Here is a 19,812-nt window from a genome sequence, read left to right on the forward strand (position 1 = left end):
AGAGCTTTCATGAAAGCTCTTTGAAAATATTGCATAAATGTTGTCGAAAATAACGAATAGTAAAGGGATTATGATGATCCTAGATACTGGTTTGATTATTTTTTGTCGCTAAATCTTTGACTTACGATTCGCTGTTTTCCAGCTCACTTTTTTGTTTTTTTGTCAGTTTTTGTTTGACTAAATCGTAGGAAACCAAAATCATTTGTTCGATGTTTTCTTCCATCAAGGCATCAGATGCCAACTTGATGGTATTCCAATGGGTCTTATTGGCATAATACCCTGGAATGATGACGTCAGGAAATTGCTCTCGCAGCGTTTCGTTGACCTCGGGCAGATTTTTCAAAGTCAAAAACGCTGTTTCTTCTGGTTATGGACTCATGATTCCAAACTGCTTTCCTACTAAATCAAAGTAGATTGCATCCCAATCTTCGCGATAATAGACTTTGGCTCCCGGCAAGCCTTCCCCAAATGCTTGAAATCGCTGCATTTTTTGTGCAATTTTTTCTTCAATCGATGTACTCATTGTGTGTCCCCCACTTTCTGCTATCAAAATCGCCATTTTCTGTCTCAATTTTGACAGATTGAATCGCTTGCTGCTCTATTTCCTACTATTATACATGGTTGTCGTGGAAAAAGGGATTTTTTATCAGTGGCATGTCGACTGATAATGACGTTACATGCAGCTGTATGCGGCGTTACATTCATTCACCTTTCTCAGAGGACACAAAAAAGCCCTCATCAGCGAGTAAGTTGTACTCGCCAATAAGGGCAATTGATTACTAGATGTCATGGACAAGATTCATTTGAGAATCTTAGTACCAACCATTTGCTTCCCAGAATGCTTTGGCAGCAGACCAAGAACCATAACGTGATGCAACATATTCATCGGCAACCTTTTCTTGGTTAGCAGCTGAATAGTCACCATTTAAGTAAGAGTTGGTTAATTGGTAACGGCCATAGTATTGTCCGTTTGTCGCTGTGTAAGAACCACCAGATTCTTTGTTGGCGATCCATTCTTTTGCTGAAGCTTCTGAGCCGCTAGCTGAAGAGCTGTAGCTTGAGCTGCTTTGTGTGCTTGCAGCAGCAGATTGTGTGTTGCTTGATTGTGAAGCTGCTGGTTCACTTGGTTGTTGTACACTTGCTGCAGCAGTCGTGTTTGCAGATTCTGTATAAGTTGCAGTGCCATCTGTAGGGATGATCAATGCTTCCCCAACAAAAATCAAGTTTTTATCAGCAATCTCGTTTGCTTCAACGATCGCATTGATCGTATCATCAGAGCTATAACCATAAAAGTTAGTAGCGATTGTTGATAATGTATCACCAGATTGAACAGTGTATTGTTCGTCTGCAAAGGCGTCTTTCCCACCTAAGAAAAGGCCGAAACCGGCAAGGACAGCTGTACTAAGTAAAACAGTTTTTAAAGACTTCATATAATTAAATCTCCTTCTTTTGAAACTCATTTTGCGTCATTTGAGATGACTCAAGCGCATAAACAAGTCTAACATCGAAGAATATTTCATAGGTAAAGAATTCATTACAGATGATTACGAAAACGACAGTTGCCTTACGTTTCGTAAGAATTTGAGAATCCTATCATATCAAGCTTTATTCTGCTGTAATTTTTAACATTACAGTTATTTTGTTTTCAGGTAAACCAGTTAACCTTAGAAAACCTTTCCTATATTACAAAAAACCCTCTTTTTACACAGGATTGTAACAAAAGAAGGAACGAGACAAGGTCTCATTCCTCATTTACTTTCTATTTTTTCTTCACTGGGATCAATTTATTCATGACGATCGCCGCAATTGCACTTAAAGCAATCGGTGAATCTAATAAATATTGTAAGAATTGAGGCGCAGATTCTTTGATTTCTGCTGGCATAAACAACAAGCCGATGGCAATAATCAACGGTACCCCGATAATATACAACTCCCGCTCGGAAAACTCTTCATTCTTAATGACCCGAAAGCCGCTCAACAAAATAATGACGCAGACGACTGCGAACACGCCGCCGATGACAGCAGAAGGTACTGCGTGAATCAAGGCTGAAAGTTTTCCCATGAAGGACAATAGGATAAACCAGACGGACGCCATCACAAAGACTTTTTTACTAGCAACCCCTGTGATCGAAATGATCCCTGCATTGGTAGAATAACCAGTTACAGGTGTCGTTCCAACTAAGGCGGCAACCAAGCAGCCTAACCCTTCACCGATCACGCCTTTATTGATCTGTTCATCTGTAACAGGTTCTTCTGTCACGGAACTGACCGCATACCAAGTACCTGTTGTTTCTGCTAGGAGCACCATATAGATCACTAGCATCGTTAAGATCGCTGAAACATCAAAGTGCAGGCCATAGTTTAGAAATACCAGTTTTGGCAGACTAAAGAAAGAAGCATCCGCCACCGACTGAAAATCAACGCCCCCCATAAAGGAAGCAATCACGGTACCGATAACCAAAGCAATAATGACCGAACTGATTCGGAAGTATTTTCCCATTCCCGGAAAATAATCGCCTAACATGGAAAACAAAATCAAAATCGCCGCAGTAATCGCAGCCAACAACATGTTTTGATTGGCACTTAGTGTTTCAGTGGCAGGATAGATATTGCTGGTAAAGGCCGTTGGCAGCAATGTCAACCCAACGATCATAATGATCGTTCCACTGACGATCGTAGGAATAAAATGACGAACGATATACTTATAAATGCCCGTAAAACCTAGTAAAATGACTGCTGCGGCACCAACAATGCTGGCACCTAACACCGTGTCCATGCCGTTGGCACCAAAATAAATACCGATGATCGCTCCAACGGGTACAAAGGATGGTCCTTGACATACGGGTAATTTCAAGAAAAAGAGGACTTGGATCAAAGAAGCGATCCCTGCTCCTAAAAAGGTCGATTGGATCAAACCTGATGCGTCTGAAGAGGACATCGCCACCGCGGTTGCGATAATAAATGGCGGCACATACACGTCCATTGCCAACACATGCTGTAATCCTAAAAGTACTGCTTGACCAAAGGGAATGTCTTCGTTCATTCCGATCGTTAAATGTTTGTTTTTCGTTGATTCCACTGTCTCATTCTCCTCATTTTTCGTGTACTTTTTTTCCTTGGACCCAGACTTGGCGAATATTTTGCATCGTTGCTAAGTACAGGATTTTTTGTAATCTTGCTTCGGGTGAAGTAAACACACCGAAGTCAGGCAAAGGATTTTCTTTTTGTCGCGTATCGATCACTTGCACATCAAACGCATACCCTTCTTTGATGACACCTACTGGTAATTTTAGTGCCTCACCGCCGCCTTTTGTCGCCAATGAGAACGCATCGATCACGGATATACGAGAATCAGCTACTCCTCGTGTGTTTTGAGGAAGCGTGACATCCACGCCATCTTCTAACATTCTCGAAGACATCACAGCTTGTTTGATGTTGTCATACAAACTCGGTGAAAAACCGCCGGAGATATCCGTTCCTAAACCAATCGTGACCCCTTGTTCTTTCAAGCGCTTGATTGGGATCACGCCATTGGCAAAGTAGGCATTTGAGATGGGACAGTGCGCAACTGCGGCGCCGGTTTCGACAAAACGGGCGCCGTCAGCTGGGCTGATGAAATTGCCATGAGCCATCACTGCTTTTTCACGCAACAAGCCAAAATCTTGCAGCACTTCGGTATCCGTTTTACCAAATCGTTCTTGAACAAAGTCATGTTCCCATTGCCCTTCACTGCAGTGGGTCTGAACATGAACATCATATTTTTCAGCCAATGCGCCTAACCCTGCCAAGCCTTCATCGGTACAGCTGGGGACAAATCGCGGAGTGACCACAGGATAAACGCCTTGTGGTGCGGTCTTTGCGATTGCTTGTACTTCTTGAATAAAACGTTCTGTATCCGCTAATGCCTCTTCTGTTGACGCGTCTCGATAAAAAGCAGGATTGGCTTGGGGATCGTCCATAACGACTTTTCCGACTAATCCCCGTTGACCAAGAGTGGCACAAGTCTTCGCCAATTGAAGACTCGCTTCTAGATGGATCGTTGCAAAATAAAGAACCGTTGTCGTTCCTCTTGCCAATAGCTGTGCTACCAAATCTTGATAGACAGCTTTGGCAAATGCTGGATCGGCATATTTTGCCTCCAGCGGAAACGTGCATTCATCTAACCAGACATTTAACGGTTCATCTAACGCGATCCCTGCTTGCGGCCATTGTGGGGCGTGGGCATGCAGATCGACAAACCCTGGTAAAAAGCACTGGCCTTCGGATAAAGCCTGAAGATTCTCTGATGCTTTTGCCAGCTCTACCTCATACCCTTGATCTGTTTTGGCAGTAACTTTCGTGATGATCCCTGCGTCATCGACTTGAATCAATGCATCTTCTATATAGTCTAGTTTTCCATCAGTTGGTGTATGGAAAACATCTCCTTTAAAATAGCGAATGGTTGCCATTTGTTTGATTTCCCCCGTTCTCTAAGACATTGTCAGGAAAAAGCCGTTCATTTAATGTTCCTTTTTCACTAACACGATGTTCTTATTTTAACGCTATTCGAAAATAGTGCAATAAAATTCACTATCATAAAGGAAGATAAAACGATAAATGTTCGGTTTTTATGCGATTTTAAAAAAAAGACACCGTCTAGAAATAAGACAGTGTCTGCTTTTTGAGAATATTCGCTTGGTTTATCTATAACTAAGGCGTTACCTAAACTAGACTAACGGTCAGGTTTTTTCCAAGGGCAGAAGCAAGTTTGGATAACGTTTCGAAACTTGTATTACCCCCTCTCTCAATACGTGCAATGGTTGACTGAGGAACAGCGGCGAGCTCTGCAAGTTCTCTTTGTGTGAGTCCTGCACTTTCTCGCGCTTTCATCAATGCTACAGCACTAGCAAGTTTCGCTTTTTCAGCTTCATATTCAGCTTTGAATTCAGTGTCTTTCATTTTTTCTTTTAAAAAATCATTGAATTTAACTGTTGGCATCTTTGATCTCCGCCTCTTTTTTCTAGTTGATACAAAACTACTTAACATTCTCTTTGTCGATTACACCGAATCAACTCCAAATCATTTCTCCATTATTTTTCTTTACGATTCCTACGAAATACCACCAATCCACCTACTAGCAAACACAGTACTCCTGCAATCGAGCCCCATTTTGCTGGCTCTAAAAAGCTTTGGATCCTTGAGGTCTGATTCGTTGCCGTCGTTCCTGATAGCTGAAACAAGAAAGCCAGCGGCTGATGTTCAAAACGAAGAATGACAAACAGGAGTGTCATCAAAAGAAATTGATGTACCAGACTCCCTTTGCTTTGTGTGGCATACTTGGCTAAACTCTGCTGCTCAATTGCTTCGGGTTTTGCCGCCAAATACTGTTTCGTGAGCCATTGATTCAATCCCGCATTAAAGAAACTAATGACAAATAAACTTATTGGGATCAAAAGATCGCTGCTAAATAGAAGAACACCAACCATCAATCCAAGCAAATACGCCGGTACTAACTGTTTTTCTAGCAAGCGTGCGAGTTTTCCCCCGAGAAACATTGCGCCAAAAAGGCCCAGTGCATAAGGCAAGTAAACGTGAGTACTGAGCGCTTGGGGCCCAAATCGACCGGTAACATAGACCGAGCCGAAAAGAAAAAGAAAGTTACCGATCACTCCCCGAATAAAGGTGAGGATGTTCAAGTGAAGCGGCTGTCTCCACGACTTACTGCGTTTCGTTAAAGTGATCAGCAGCAAAGCAAAGAGAAACAAGAAACCAGTGATTGCCCACTCAAAGAGGGCATTCGACTTGATCAGCCTGGCTGCTCGCAAGCCAAACAGTAAGAGAAAGAAAAAGAAATACAACAAAAATTGCTTGTTGAATAACTGGTTGCGCTGCATCAACGGTCTTTTTGGGAGGTTGTTGAAGGTTTGACTACTCTTAGCTGCCAGCACAAAGAGTGCAAAATAACTGCCAAATAGGCCAATGCCTTGAAGGTCATCAGGCAACCGTAAGGCAAACAGTAAAACCACAAGAAAGAACAGCGCCTCCTTCCAATCATTTTTCAGCGGCTGTTCAGTGAGCTTGGCTTTTTGGCGTACCATCAGATCAGCTGGCGGCAACCAAGAAGCACTGATCCCCAACAAACCAGCAGCTGGCAAGAGTGCCACACTCCACCAAGTGCTCAAGATACCTACCAATGCGCCGGCGCCGCCGATCAAGACACTGGCTGCTAACAATGATGGTGCGAAAAGCGCCGTAAGCGTCTGTAAGAAAAAGACCCCTGTCATGCGAAAGGTATAAAAGAGCGCAAAGGCTAATGCTGCACTTAGCGACTGCTCTTTGCTCAAAGATAAAAAATAAAGATACGGAATGATCGTGATCGTATTGCTGATAATCAAAAGTGCGGTATGGGATTTTAAAACTTTCATCGTCCGACTCCTTGCCTTGATTTAAAGTTCCATCTTTCTTCTATCCTACACCTTCAAGCAATCCTGTCAACGTGCGTACCAAATTTAAGCAAAAAGAAACCAAGTGTTTTGTCAAAGGACTGACACTTCGTTTCTTTTTCTTATTGCGATTTTCGGTTAGGAGCCAGTAGACTGAATCGTTTGCTTAATTGCCTGAATTTCTTCATACAACCCTTGAAACTCTTTTGCAAGCTCACTCATGATATCTGCGCTCATCAAAAGATCTTCCGCATGACTTAATAGTAAGGACATCCAGACTTTTTCCCCTTGGGCTTCTTGTTGGACTAACTTCCGATGTGCCAAATGGGCTTCATGATAGTGTTCTTTTCCTTTTTCGATTGCTTGCAGTGCAGCCAGATTCTGGGCTTCTCTTCCTTTTTGAATACTTTCAAAAAAGCAACTTCTTGCCATACCCGCTTGCGAGATAATCTGAAAACAAATTTGTTCTTTTTCTTCCATTCTACTCTCCTATTAATTCAAGTGCTTGTTCCAATGCTTTTTTTCCATCCATCATGCCATAGGTGCGCATGTCGATACTGGCTGCTGGACAAGCAACTAAGCCTTGGACTTCATTTAATCGGTAAGAAACTTGCGGTCCTAACAGTACGCAATCAGCATCTTTTGCTGCAGTCGTTACTGATTCAATGGAGAACGCATCGATCGCCACCGTTTCTCCTTTTTCTTGCGCTGCTTTTTTCATATTATTTACTAAGACACCAGTAGACATGCCGCCAGCGCAAACTAATACTATTTTTTTCATCATTGTTCCTCCATTTTCTCGTTATTTGTTACTCAACGACTGTCGCTTGGGTTTGCAGATTCTTTTCTTCAGCTAGTGCTGCTTTGTCTTGCAGACGCATAAAAGGGATATAGATGATGATACATAAGACAAATTGAATCAATTGTGCAATGATCCCTTGCCAGCCATTCACTAAGAAGCCACCGAAAATAATCGGAAATCCAGTTGGGATATTGACTCCATTGTGATAAGGCAAAAAGCCGACAATCGTTAAGAGATATGCTGACAACACGGAAACAGCCGGTGTTAACATCAAGGGAAGCAGCATTCTGATATTCATCACTTGAGGAATCCCAAATTTGATTGGCTCAGAAATACCAAACATGGAAGGGATCAAACCAATTTTACCAACAGCTTTTAGCTGCTCTGATTTGCAGCCAAAAATAGCCAGTAAAGCGACTGCAAATGAACGAGCCCCGCGATTGTTCAAAATAAAACCAATCGTAAACAAATGTGGTAATGCTTGACCGGCACTGTACGCCGCCAGATTATCAAGTCCTGGTTGGTAAAAGACCAGCATCAAAATCGGATAAACAGCCAACACTCCGTGAATGCCAAAGAACCAAAGAAATTCGATAAACGCCACAATGATCATGCAGGCAAGAATATTCGCTCCTAGCAAGGTCAGTGGAGCTTGTACCCAAGTATAGATCATATCTGTCAGCGTGCCATAAGGGGTTGCCGCCATGCCCACGTAGATGATGCCCATAATGGCTGAAACAATAATTGCTGGCACGATCGCTGCAAAGGATTTGTTGACGATCGGCGGTACCGAATCCGGCATTTTGATCATCAAATTCTTCTGTACACATAAAATGTAAATTCTGGCACCCAACAATCCACCAAACATGGCGACAAACATCCCACCGGAGCCAAGGGTCGACAACTCCATCGTACGAGTTTCTTCTAAAGTCGAAATCGGACTCAAAATCAAAAATGAGACCAAACTCATGATACCGGCATTTAGTTGATCCGCATTTAAATGCTCGGCTAATTTGTAGCCAACTAGAAAGGCGACATAAACGGAAACGACATCGATCGTCATCGCGTTAACTTGGGTTAATAATGCTTTCAAACCAATTTGTTCCATTATCTGTTGCGTTGCCCCAATGTCGATCGCATTGATCAAGGAAGCAATGGAACTGATCATCATGACGGGCATTAAGCCCATCATTGCATTGGCAATGGCTTTCATATAAATATTGTTTTGTACTTGAACGGCTGCAGCTAGTATTTTATCTTTCAGTGTATTCATAAGGTCCTCCTTCACTTAATCCCGCAAGTATTTATCTTTAAGCAGCTGGATTTTCTGCTGTGAAAAACCCAGTTCTTCTTTTACATACGTCTCAATCCCCCCATGAGCCTCAATCAAATCCAAAGCGGTTTGTAAAAAACACCGATCAGCTTCTTTGAAGTATCGCATTGCTGCCACAAAATCGGGGTTGTTCGTTTCTTCTTGTATCTGCTTGAGACTCTTGGTATTTTTCTCCCTTTTGTACTCGTTGGTCAGCAGGTAATCTTCCATGACCTCTTCATAACTGACACCCAACAGTAACTGAATCAGGGCAACCCCATAACCGGTGCGGTCTTTGCCACCACGGCAGTGCTGAACCACTGCACCTTCAGCTTCCAAATGAATGTCCAATACTTCTTTATAAACGTTCTTGCATTGACTGTTTTCAACAAATTCATAATTTTGCCGAATCATCAATTCTTTTGCAACTTCGGTGGTGATTTCTTCTGCAGAAAGCGCCATTGGCTCCCCTTCTTCTGAAGAAGCTAAAGCAGCAATATCAGCAATCGGTGTCAAATAAAGCACCTGAGCATTCCCAATGGGTTTGTCTTCATTGTCTACTCTTTCTTGGGCATTACGGTAGTCAATAATTTTCTCGATTCCCAGAGCTGCTAATTTTTTCTGATCGGCTTCTGTCAATTTGCTCAATTCGTCTGAGCGGTATAGTTTTCCAGTCACCACATATTTTCCCTCTTTGGTCCGATAGCCGCCAAAATCGCGAAAATTATATGCACCTTCTAAGGTTACTTTTTCATTTGTCATATACTACTCCTTTAAATAATTAATGAACGTCATAAAGTCCGTTGTTGCAGCTAGTTTGTTAACTTTATCCAACGAAGAACATTGTTTGATCAAATGATCATTCAGCGGTTTCACTTTTAAGTGATCTTGTTCAGCAATCACTAATAAGAAAACGAGACGAACCGACTGTTTGTACCAGAACACTGGCTTTTTCAAGTTTGCAACAGCAATCACCGTTTCTGAACCAATCAGTGCATTGGGATGAGGGAAAGCGACCGACGGTAAGAAATCGGTTCCAAAAAAGGCTTCTCGTTCAAAAACTAATGTTTCAAAATTCTCAGGCATTGAATACTGTTCTTTGATTTGTTGGCATAAAAAATGCAATACCGCTTCTTTTGTTTCAAATTCTTGTTCACAGATGAATAATGATTCCTTAAAGTAGTTCAAAAGCACTTCTTCTGTGAAGACAGCGGCCAATGCGGCTTCGATCTTTTTGATCATATCCGGTTGCATAAAATAATCAACATTCATAACAGGAATCGTTCCTTCGTAAGGAAGCGGAATCGAAGAAAAGATGAAATCGAACTCCTGCTCTTCGATCATTTGCAAAAATTCATATTGATTGCATACCGTGACTTTCTTGATATAATTGCGAAAATAAAACTCAAATTTCTCTTTAAGGAAGGTATTGGCCGCTCGACCTAGGTCATTGACCACTAAAATATACTTGCGCTGTGTTTGCGAATTTTTCTTATTTAAAGCCACATCAAAGTGCATCGCCAAATAGCTGAGTTCATGATCACTGATGGTCTTTTCAAATTGCTTTGCAATGACTTGACCGGCAATGATGGCTAAATCATAAGCGACATTACAGTGTACCTTCACCTCATTCAACAAAGGATTTTTCAGCTCGATCCCCAATTCGATCCGATCGATCAGCGGAGCAAAGTGCAACATCAACATCGTTTGCAGATCCAAGTCTTTGCTGAAATCGATTTGGCGGCTTTCCTTGATCGCTTTTAAAATTTTGCTGACCAATTCTGCTGCTTCATCTGAAACAGTCATCTTTTCATTTCTAGGGACTACTCGTTTGCCAACGATTTGCCCTAAAACATAATTTCGCTCGTATTCGGTAAAGTGTACAGCACATTCTTTTTCAATTCTGGCTATGATTCGCTCTCCTAGTAACGTCTGTTCATCATTGGTCCTGCCGCTGATTGGCAGATTTCGATCCAAGTAGCGGCCGCTTTGCATGCGTAAGACAGCGATCGCTAAATGATTCACCAGATTGTTCAAAATAGCCTCCGACATGGGGTAGGCTTTTTGCGAAAACTCCGACGAAACGATCGCTTTTATCTGCTGGTGAAGAAGCGACGGTGTATCTTCGCTGATTGTGCCCTCTTCTAACTGCTTGATATGGGTTCTTTGCAAATAATTACTAGCCATAAATCGTCTCAAGTCAAATTCGCTGCCGCTAAGTTTCATTCCGTAATACGGCTTCGTTTGAATGGAGAGCTGGTAATGGCTTAGTATCCGTCGCAGCTTTTTCAATTCTTGAGATAGCTTACTCTGAGAAATGAATAAGCGTTCGCAAAGCATTTCGGATTTAATATACGTTTCTTCTTGAATAAAGAATTCAATAATTCTAGAAACAAAGTCGTCATTGTGGGACGCTTGTTCTTTCCTTCGCTGAAAAGCTTCTTCGTTCGTTATTTGTAAATACAACCCACTCCCTTTTTTCGCTTGAATCATACAACCGTATCGTTCTTGATGCTGGTTGATTTCTTCTGCATAACGGCGAACGGTTTTCCTGCTAACACCCAACTCGGCAGCAGCCGCTTTACTCGTCATAAAACCGTCATGCTCCGAAAGTGTTCTTAACAACAATAGGCTTAATTTTTCCATCTCTCTCTCCCTCGCTTACTAGTTTAGAGTCAAACCCAAGCAACCTCCATAGGTATATCTTCCCTTTCATTAAGGGAAATTTCTACAAGAAGTTTTATGAAATAAGTCAAAAAAAAGAACGCCGCAAGCGAAAATCCTTGCGGCGGTTCTGGTTCTATCCGATTGATCAGTCTTCTTGCGGATAGGCATCGATAGTCGTGGTGTGTTGCTGAATCCAAAGTCCATGCCCCTCTTTGACAATACGCAACTTGCTGTCAGGCAGCAACCGGCATTCGATTTCTCCCCCTTGAAGCTTCACTCTGATTGCTTCTTGCTGATAAGTGATCGTGAAGGTCAGTGATTCGATTTTCTGTGGCAAATGATTCGCCAAGTGAAGTCCGCGATCATAGGTCAGACCAGCAAAACCATAAATCAAACTCAACCAGCTGCCGCCCATATTGGCAGCATGAACACCGTCTACAACATTCTTTTGCAAATCATTGAGATCCATCAGTGCGGTATCCATGAAGTAGCGATACGCTTTTTCAGTGTCGCCGATTCGGCTAGCCATCACACTAAAGATGGAACGAGACAACGAGGAGTCATGGGTCGTCACCTGCTCGTAATAGTCATAGTCTCTTGTTAATTGATCTGCTGAAAATTCATGGGTAAACAGCATCTCTGCTAAAACAGTATCTGCTTGCTTGCATACTTGATACTTATAAATGATCATTGGATGATAGTGAAGCAGAAGCGGATAATTCTCAGCAGGTGTTTCCTCAAATGGCCACAGCGCTTGATCTAAGAAGGAATCATCTTGTTTCGTTAGCTGCCGCTCTTCATCGTAACCGAAGTACATCAAGTCAGCCGCTTTTTCCCAATCGGCAATCAATTCTTGATAGACATGGTATCGTTTGGCCAATTCGACCGCATAGCGTAAGTTATTTTGTACCATTTTGTTTGTATAAAAATTGTTGTTTACCAAAGCGCTGTATTCGTCTGGTCCTGTCACTCCATGAATACAAAACCGCTCTTGTCCTTCTTTTACAGCAAACGTGCCATAATGAAACCAGAATTTCGCTGTTTCAAAAACGACTTCTTTACCAATTTCTTCAATAAAGGGTTGATCACCCGTGATACGTTCATATAATTGAAAGCCATAAACGATATCGGCATTGATATGCAGTTGTGCTGTACCTGCTGGATAATAGGCACTCGTTTCATTACCGTCAATCGTACGCCAAGCAAACAATGCCCCAGCTTGATTCAATTCTTTTGCTCGTTTTTTGGCTTGCGGCAAAATACTTGCACGATAGGAAAGCAAGCTTTTGGCTATCTCGGGGTTCGTATAAATGAAGAAAGGCAGTAGATACATTTCTGTATCCCAAAAATAATGTCCTTCATATCCTTCACCCGTCAGCCCTTTTGCGGCGAAATTCGTTTTCCCATCACGCCCTGCACCTTGGTTCAAATGAAACAAATTGAAACGGATCCCTTTTTGCAAATAGTCATCCCCCACGATTTGAATATCGCTGGCTTGCCAGAAAGATCGATAGTAATCCGCTTGTTCTTTTAATAAGACAGAAAACTCATCGACTCTCTGCTGAAATGGTGTCTCCCCAACCCTTTGCAGCAATTTGACCTGAAAAATCGAAGTTGACGGTTCACCAACTGTCAAATACTGCTTTTCTTGATGCAGCTGAATAGCGATTTGCTTTTGACTATTTGGTGCTGTCCATACTTGGTATGCGCCCAGTTGTTCTTTTTCCAATTGATGATTCTTACTGGCAACTCGAGGATCATCTGTTTTATTGACAGAGAATTGCTGATTTAATGTGTGGGATAGTTCGATCGGTTCTGAAAAATCGGCTGTTATCACTTCATAGCGGCAAACATAGAGTTCACTACGCGTCATTGACGCAAACGAAGTTAACCCCAACTCAAAAGACTTTCCGGTCGGAGTAGTGATCCGATAACTTTCCGTCAGAATCCCGTCAGCTAATGCAAGACTCATTTGCGTTCGTTCGACTTGCCATTCCTCAACCGAAGAATCCTCCTCGCCGATTTTCAAAATAACTCCACGCAAGTTTGGCAATTTGCAAATCGTTTGATGTTCTTTTGCATACCCATAAGCCCATTCGCCATACTGAATCGGCTCGCTGTCAAAAAAGCCGTTGACAAACGCCCCAGGATTTCCTGGATACAGTTGATTGACCTTCAAAGGATGCCCTGCACGGACGCCGATTTGCCCATTTCCTAAAGCGAACAATGTTTCTAGATACTCCATTTTCTGATGGGACAGCTCATCAGCTGTCAATAGAAAGTCGTTTTTCTTCATCCTTTATCCTCCAAGTCTTTTGGTTTATTCCTCGTTATCTTCACTTAGTTTCTATCCTACACTTCTAGCCAATGATTGCAAGGCTCAGCTCTTAGTCCTTTTGCCACAAGCATCTCTTTAGAGCCGAGCAGCGAATGTATGATACCATGAAGCAAACACGAAAGAAGGCGATTTCTTGGATTTATGGCTTACAAATGTTCAACTTGAGACGAGTTATTTAAAAGAAGGCGACTGGTCTTATGGAACCAAAACAGAAAATACAGCAATTGGGATCAATGATGGAAAAATAGCGGAGATCGTGCCGATGACTGAATGGCAGGCATCAAGTGAGGCGACGATCATTGATGGGGAAAATCAGTTATTGTTGCCAGGATTGATCGAAAAACATTGTCATTTGGACAAAAGTAAATTAGGTACTTCTTGGCGTCCAGTAACGCCGGCAGCTAGCTTGGTGGAACGATTTGAAACTGAGATTCCTCAATTAGATGCCTTACCACTATCGATCAAAGAACGCGGACAAGCGCTGATTGATTTAGAACTACCTCACGGTGCGGTGATGTTCCGCTCACATATCGATATTGAACCAATGACTCAGCTGCGCTATTTTGATGCGATTACCGAATTAGTCGCCGAACAACCTTTTGGCTCGGAGTTGGTCTTATTCCCACAACATGGCTTATTGCGCTCAAATGCAGCTTCTTTGATTGAAGAAGCCTTAGCAACGGGCAAAGCTTCTTATATTGGCGGTGTTGATCCTTATACACTCGATCAAGATTATAAAACTTCCTTACGGACAACTTTTGAACTTGCTCAAAAAGGGCATGTCGGTATTGACCTCCATCTTCATGATCGGCAAGAAGCTGGCAGAGCGACCGTCAAAGAAATGATTCGTTTGACAAAGGAATTCAATATGCAAGGAAAAGTAGCGATCAGTCACGCCTTTGGTCTAAATGACTTTGAAGGCGCAGAACGCAAAGAAGTCTTTCAAGCGTTAGCAGATTTAGAGATCCACATCATTTCAAGTATTCCCATCAGCCTAGGAACGATCCCGCCACTGAAGGAATTGCAAAGCTATGGCGTGGCTGTTCATATCGGTTGCGACAATGTCTATGATTCTTGGTCTTCTCTTGGCGACGGTTCTTTACAAGAAAAGCTGGCGCGCTATTTAGAGATTTTTGCTGTCAAAAGTCAGGAAGACTTGACGCAAGCCCTAGGTCTGGTTACTGATGGCAAAGTGCCATTAGATAAAAACGGTGCGCAGCAATGGCCTAAGGTTGGTGATTCGGCTGATTTCTTGCTGACACCAGCTGCTTGTACGGCAGAATTTGTCGCCCGCAAAGGCTTCGTCAGCAAAAGTTTTTATCAAGGAACGGTTGTCTTTTCAGCTGAATAAACTATCTGATAACAACGAAAAGAAAAGCCATTGTCTGAACTCAGCAGACAATGGCTTATTTCTTTCGATCATTAAACGTTTCTCAAAAATTCCATTTTACCCAATCAGCAAATAATTCTGGCCAACGGACAACCGACGCTTCGATCCCGTGTTGATCGCTGTTGGCGGTTTCTGGCGTTCCTAAACTTAACCCGTGACCGCCCCGAGGGAAAATGTGTAGCTCATAAGGTATATTAAATTTGCGCAGCTGTTCAGCAAAAAGGAGGCTGTTTTCCGCCAAGACTAATCCATCTTCTAACGTATGCCAAAGAAACGTTGGTGGTGTCTGTTCATTGACTAAAGTCTCTAAAGACAAGGCGGCTTTTTCTGTTTCGTAACGATCTGCTAATAATGAACGGAAGGAATCTTGGTGCCCAAGTTCTCCACTAGATAATACTGGGTAGCTCAACAGTAACCCGTTAGGCCGCCATTCTTCATTGGTTCCTTGTAAAGCCTCTGCTAGAAAAGGTTGCTGCCAAGACACACCCAAGTTAGCAGCTAAATGGCCACCAGCTGAAAAACCAGCAACGATGATTTTTTCAGGATCGACGTGCCAGGTGTCATGATTGGTGCGGACAAGACGAACGGCAGCAGCCAATTCCTTTAAGGCTAACGGATAGACAGCCGGTTTGATACTATAATGCAACACAAAGGCTTGGAAACCAAAGCTCATCATTTTGATGGCGATAGGTTCCGCTTCTCGATCCGACAACATTTCATAGCCGCCGCCAGGACAGATGATGACCGCTGGTCGGACACGATCTGGTTCCATTTCAGGAGAATTTTCGATGACATAGGTAGTTAAACTTGCTTGGCTTTCTGGTAAAAGTGCAGATCTTTTTTCATGTATCACGGGTTGCGCCTCATTTCATTGTAATTTTATAGACAATTGGTTGGTCGGTTTCAATTGGTTCAAAAGTTAGTTGCAAGCCTTCATTGGTCACTTGCCAATCAACAGGCTGTTCTTCGTATCCTAGAATCGTGACGGTTTTGATGATGCCGTGAAATTCTGGCAAATTTTGGTCTTTGGATTGTGCCAGTGCTTGGATCCTTGCGTAGCCATTCTCAGGACTTGCCATGCCAATCGCATACAACGAATCCCCCTGAACCGTAAAGCGGAAATCCTGGCTCGTGTATGTCGTCGCCTGTGCTTCTTGAAATTGGCCCGAAACTACGGTCGTGGGCCCTTCCCCTGCTTTGCGCCATGGTTTCGCTTCATAAATGGCTTCACCATTTACATCCAGCCACGCACCGATTTCTTTTAAGATCGCTTGATCTTTTTCTGGGATCGAACCATCCCCTTTCGGCCCGATATTCAAAAGGAGATTGCCGTTTTTACTGACGACTTCGATCAAATCCTGTAAAATCTCACGTGTTGTTTTATAATCCAATGTCGTGGTATAGCACCATGAATTACGAGCGATTGCTGTGTCTGTTTGCCAGTAAAAAGGTTGTGGTTCGGCAAATTTCCCCCGTTCAATCTCCACGATACCGCTACCAAACATCATGGCATCGTGCTTGTAGCAAATACCAACTTGTTTGCCCCATTCAGCCCCACGATTGTAATAGTAAGCAGCAAAAACTTGCAAATGCTCCTTGAAGGCTTCATGTTGGATCCACCAATCAAAATACAGCAGCTCTGGTTGATAGTTGTCGACGAGTTCACAGGTTCTAAGCAGCCAATCATCTAAAAATTCTTTTGACGGGTATGGCTCGCTAAAGAGACTTTCATGGTCTGGCTCTCGCATCGCTGGCCAGTAAAAGTCGCCTTTTGCCAACGGTTCCTTGATATCACTGTCAAAATCCTTACCGTGTCCCATAAAAAACCAATGTTCAGCACGATGAGATGAGGTACAAAAATGCAGGCCTTGCTCCTCTGCTGCTTCTTTTAGTTCCCCAAGAATATCTTTTTTCGGCCCCATAACTGACGCATTCCATTCAGACAGTTCGCTTTTATACATCTGAAACCCGTCGTGATGTTCTGCAACGGGAAAAAGATAGTTGGCACCGGCTTGTTTGATCAAGCGAATCCATTCATTTGCATCAAATTTATCTGCGGTAAACATCGGAATAAAGTCTTTGTAGCCAAAGTTTTTTTGTGGACCATAGGTTTCAATATGGTGATCGTATTCTGGATGACCTTTGATGTACATATTTCTTGAATACCATTCATTGTGAAAGGCTGGAACACTGTACAGTCCCCAATGAATGAAGACCCCAAATTTTGCTTTGCGGAACCATTCCGGTAGAACAAAAGCGCCCAATGACTGCCAATTTGGAAAAAAGGGGCCTTGATGCGCGACTTGCTGGATCGTTTCTACTGTGATCATTGTTTTTCCTCCAAAATACCGACTGTTTCCAGCCATGTTTTTGCAATCAACACATGTCCTGCAGTCGAGGGGTGCACGCGATCACTGCTTAAGACATAGGATGATTGATAAAGCAAAAAATCATCAAACTTTTCCTGCGTATCCCCTAAAAGGATACCATACTCTTGCGCTACTTTGGCAAGCACTTGTTGGTAATTGGCAAGCATTTTTCTTAATGGATCTTCTTTGTTGGCTTCAACCATAAACGGGCTCAAAAGAATCATCCCCTTGACATTTGGCAAGGTCTGCTCGATCAAATCACGCAGCTCTGATTCAAATCTCTCGATTCCCACTAGTTCTGTTTGAGCAAAGGTTCCATCAAAATGCCGCCACACATCATTCACACCGATCATGATCGTTACCCAATCTGGTTGAAATGCCAACACATCGTCCTTCCAGCGCTTCTTCAAATCGACAACCGTATCCCCACTGACACCCCGGTTGACGATCATTAATTCCATTTGCGGGAGTAATGCTGTGGTATAGGCGTTGATCAGATGAACATAGCCGTCCCCCCATGAAGACCAACCTGCGGGTATCGCTTGATAATTTCGATTGCTATCTGTGATCGAATCCCCCATAAAAAGCAGACGATCTTTTTTTTCCACTATCATTGTTTTCCTCCTTAAAGAAAGAAGACTGATCCGCTGGTGCTGGATCAATCTTCTTAAGTGATTGCTTATCCAAAGGCTGTATACTCACTTTTGCCAAGGAACCGTTGGCAAATCACTCGAGCGATTCTTTGTTTGTTTTTGATTAGTCCCCAAATTCTTTCGCTACTTCTACCCGTTTTTCGTTTTGATCTTTTGCATTGTTCATGTCAAATTCCAAAACGGTTTGATAGCCAAGACCATCTGCTGTTTCTTGCATTTCTTTTAGCAATTGATCAAATTCTGCTTCATCTTTGGCAAAAACCATTCGCCAAGAGTACTCAATGATCGTCGCTTTGGCTTGGTTACGCAACGTAGAGATTTCTGAACTATCTTCTGGCGCTACATAGCTGGCACCAGGGGCAACTAACAATTGGTCGTTCTCCTCTAAATAGCCAATGGTGGATTCTGCACCACCCATATTTTTTGACCAATCTTCTTTTACAGGATCGGTTGTTTCATTTTGGTAGCTTTCCCACATCGTATAAGCATAAGGGAAGCCTGTATCAGGATTGATATCGATCGGTAATACCGTATTGACGTTGAGTGCAGATACGCCATCTTTGTAACTTCCGCCACCGTATTCTTCTGGCACATCCCCATCACCATCTAGCAATGCTTGTTTTCCGAACTCAGTTAAGACAGGCTCGCCGTCTTTCATTTCCCAAGTCAAGCCTTCTGGACCACTACTGCCGCTTGTTTGAGAAGAATTTGCTAACACACCTTCTGATGAGTACAGCCAGTCAATGAAGGCTGCGATTCGCTCTGGGTCTTCGGCATTAGAACCGATCCCGATAAATTGTTTGCCACCGTATACTTCCGCACCATAAGAGAAGATTTTTTGATCTTGGATCGGTGCCAACATAAAGCCTTTTCCTTCAGTCAAGTTCGTAGTCGTATTAAAAGCCGCTTGACCTAACCAAGGCCACCATGAGAATAAGACTTGTCCTTCTTGGAATTTTGCAAAAAGTGTATCGTAATTTTGCGTCGTTGATTCTGGATCCACTAAGCCCATTTGATTGGCTTCGAAGTAAAACTTAAGTGCGCGAATATATTCAGAATCACTATCGAGAATGCTTTGATAATCAGAACCATCCGCTTTTGCCAAGACAAATCCTGATTCATCGTACCCATAGTAGGTGACCAGCTGTTTGCCTGCATTCATCATGTTGCCGTCCCAATCGCTGAATAGAGAAAACCCATAAACTTTTTTCCCAGAATCTGTTGTTGGATTGTCTTCTTGCATTTTTTGAATCACAGGAAGCAGGTCTTCCAATGTACCGATTTCTGGGTATCCTTGCTCCCCATAAAGATCCCAACGCACGTAAGCACCAAATGTAGGATCTAATCCTTCTGAAGGATCGGTGGCTTTTAATGTAGAAACGGAAGTTGGAAAGCCATATAGACCATCGGCATCTTTGTTTAGATTTTGAACAGCCGCATCGAAGCGCTGAACGTTTTCCATAGTTTCATAATACTCGCTCGCATCGGTCAACAAACCAGCTTCAACCAGTTCGTTGTATTGTTGGCCATTATCAACAATGATCAAATCACCCAAATCGCCTGCTGCTGTTCTCGTTTGATAAAGGGTATCACCGTTTCCAGCAACGTTTGGTGCGATGATGTTCAATTCCATATTGAATTTATCCCGCACGATTTTGGCAAACCAACCTTCTTGCATCCCCATATAGTTGGCTAGCCCATTATAGACATCGATCGTGATCGTTTCATCGTAGCCACTTTCGCTAGAAGCGGCATCTGTGTCAGATTCAGCTGCTCCTCCACAGCCGGCTAAACTACCTAGCAATGTCATGCTTAACAAACCTGTTGCTACATATTTCGACATTTTTTTCATTTTCTTC

General features: G+C 42.8%; 16 protein-coding genes and 1 pseudogene. 1 reads left to right on the forward strand and 16 read right to left on the reverse strand.

Features of this window, described 5'->3' with window-relative positions:
* Nucleotides 1-121: 121 nt before the first annotated feature.
* The 12 genes and pseudogenes from IGJ44_RS13325 to IGJ44_RS13380 form a co-directional block, all read right to left on the reverse strand.
* A pseudogene (locus tag IGJ44_RS13325) lies at nucleotides 122-559 on the reverse strand (MmcQ/YjbR family DNA-binding protein).
* 253 nt (nucleotides 560-812) lie between these two features.
* Nucleotides 813-1,430 (reverse strand): LysM peptidoglycan-binding domain-containing protein, encoded by a 618-nt coding sequence (locus IGJ44_RS13330; RefSeq protein WP_008380639.1) that lies wholly within the window; start codon nucleotides 1,428-1,430, stop codon nucleotides 813-815.
* 329 nt (nucleotides 1,431-1,759) lie between these two features.
* On the reverse strand, nucleotides 1,760-3,043 hold the full coding sequence (locus tag IGJ44_RS13335) for a uracil-xanthine permease family protein (RefSeq protein ID WP_016612741.1): 1,284 nt from the start codon (nucleotides 3,041-3,043) through the stop codon (nucleotides 1,760-1,762).
* 49 nt (nucleotides 3,044-3,092) lie between these two features.
* A complete protein-coding gene (gene guaD, locus IGJ44_RS13340) occupies nucleotides 3,093-4,448 on the reverse strand; it encodes a guanine deaminase (RefSeq protein ID WP_430605793.1) in 1,356 nt (451 codons plus the stop codon).
* A gap of 253 nt (nucleotides 4,449-4,701) precedes the next feature.
* On the reverse strand, nucleotides 4,702-4,977 hold the full coding sequence (locus tag IGJ44_RS13345; protein ID WP_074535443.1) for a helix-turn-helix domain-containing protein: 276 nt from the start codon (nucleotides 4,975-4,977) through the stop codon (nucleotides 4,702-4,704).
* A gap of 92 nt (nucleotides 4,978-5,069) precedes the next feature.
* Nucleotides 5,070-6,404 (reverse strand): hypothetical protein, encoded by a 1,335-nt coding sequence (locus tag IGJ44_RS13350; RefSeq protein WP_430605796.1) that lies wholly within the window; start codon nucleotides 6,402-6,404, stop codon nucleotides 5,070-5,072.
* Nucleotides 6,405-6,560: 156 nt separating this feature from the next.
* Complete coding sequence (locus IGJ44_RS13355; RefSeq protein WP_010749921.1) at nucleotides 6,561-6,902, reverse strand: PTS lactose/cellobiose transporter subunit IIA; 342 nt, start codon at nucleotides 6,900-6,902, stop codon at nucleotides 6,561-6,563.
* Nucleotide 6,903: 1 nt separating this feature from the next.
* Nucleotides 6,904-7,203: a PTS sugar transporter subunit IIB gene (locus IGJ44_RS13360; protein WP_010749922.1), complete on the reverse strand. Its 300-nt coding sequence runs from the start codon at nucleotides 7,201-7,203 to the stop codon at nucleotides 6,904-6,906.
* Between the two features lie 28 nt (nucleotides 7,204-7,231).
* Entirely contained in the window at nucleotides 7,232-8,497 is a 1,266-nt protein-coding gene (locus IGJ44_RS13365) for a PTS sugar transporter subunit IIC (protein ID WP_074535441.1), read from the reverse strand.
* Between the two features lie 15 nt (nucleotides 8,498-8,512).
* On the reverse strand, nucleotides 8,513-9,298 hold the full coding sequence (locus tag IGJ44_RS13370) for a tyrosine-protein phosphatase (protein ID WP_074535440.1): 786 nt from the start codon (nucleotides 9,296-9,298) through the stop codon (nucleotides 8,513-8,515).
* Nucleotides 9,299-9,301: 3 nt separating this feature from the next.
* Nucleotides 9,302-11,182: a BglG family transcription antiterminator gene (locus IGJ44_RS13375; RefSeq protein ID WP_074535439.1), complete on the reverse strand. Its 1,881-nt coding sequence runs from the start codon at nucleotides 11,180-11,182 to the stop codon at nucleotides 9,302-9,304.
* 166 nt (nucleotides 11,183-11,348) lie between these two features.
* Nucleotides 11,349-13,499 carry a glycoside hydrolase family 65 protein gene (locus IGJ44_RS13380; RefSeq protein WP_167826910.1) on the reverse strand — a complete coding sequence of 717 codons (2,151 nt, stop codon included), beginning with the start codon at nucleotides 13,497-13,499 and terminating at the stop codon, nucleotides 11,349-11,351.
* Between the two features lie 175 nt (nucleotides 13,500-13,674).
* Between IGJ44_RS13380 and IGJ44_RS13385 the strand changes: the two genes are divergently transcribed.
* Complete coding sequence (locus IGJ44_RS13385; RefSeq protein ID WP_167826909.1) at nucleotides 13,675-14,892, forward strand: amidohydrolase family protein; 1,218 nt, start codon at nucleotides 13,675-13,677, stop codon at nucleotides 14,890-14,892.
* Nucleotides 14,893-14,974: 82 nt separating this feature from the next.
* On the opposite strand, the gene IGJ44_RS13390 is transcribed toward IGJ44_RS13385, so the two are convergent.
* The 4 genes from IGJ44_RS13390 to IGJ44_RS13405 all read right to left on the reverse strand — a co-directional run bounded on the left by IGJ44_RS13390 (nucleotide 14,975) and on the right by IGJ44_RS13405 (nucleotide 19,805).
* On the reverse strand, nucleotides 14,975-15,784 hold the full coding sequence (locus IGJ44_RS13390) for an alpha/beta hydrolase (protein ID WP_074535436.1): 810 nt from the start codon (nucleotides 15,782-15,784) through the stop codon (nucleotides 14,975-14,977).
* Nucleotides 15,785-15,794: 10 nt separating this feature from the next.
* Nucleotides 15,795-17,261: an alpha-L-fucosidase gene (locus tag IGJ44_RS13395; protein WP_270266649.1), complete on the reverse strand. Its 1,467-nt coding sequence runs from the start codon at nucleotides 17,259-17,261 to the stop codon at nucleotides 15,795-15,797.
* Entirely contained in the window at nucleotides 17,258-17,914 is a 657-nt protein-coding gene (locus IGJ44_RS13400; RefSeq protein WP_016608390.1) for an SGNH/GDSL hydrolase family protein, read from the reverse strand. The genes IGJ44_RS13395 and IGJ44_RS13400 overlap by 4 nt, the downstream gene beginning before the upstream one ends.
* A gap of 142 nt (nucleotides 17,915-18,056) precedes the next feature.
* Nucleotides 18,057-19,805: an ABC transporter substrate-binding protein gene (locus IGJ44_RS13405; RefSeq protein WP_167826907.1), complete on the reverse strand. Its 1,749-nt coding sequence runs from the start codon at nucleotides 19,803-19,805 to the stop codon at nucleotides 18,057-18,059.
* Nucleotides 19,806-19,812 lie beyond the last annotated feature (7 nt).

Origin of the sequence: Enterococcus sp. DIV1368d, assembly GCF_050542975.1 — a bacterium.
GTDB lineage: Bacteria > Bacillota > Bacilli > Lactobacillales > Enterococcaceae > Enterococcus_D > Enterococcus_D casseliflavus.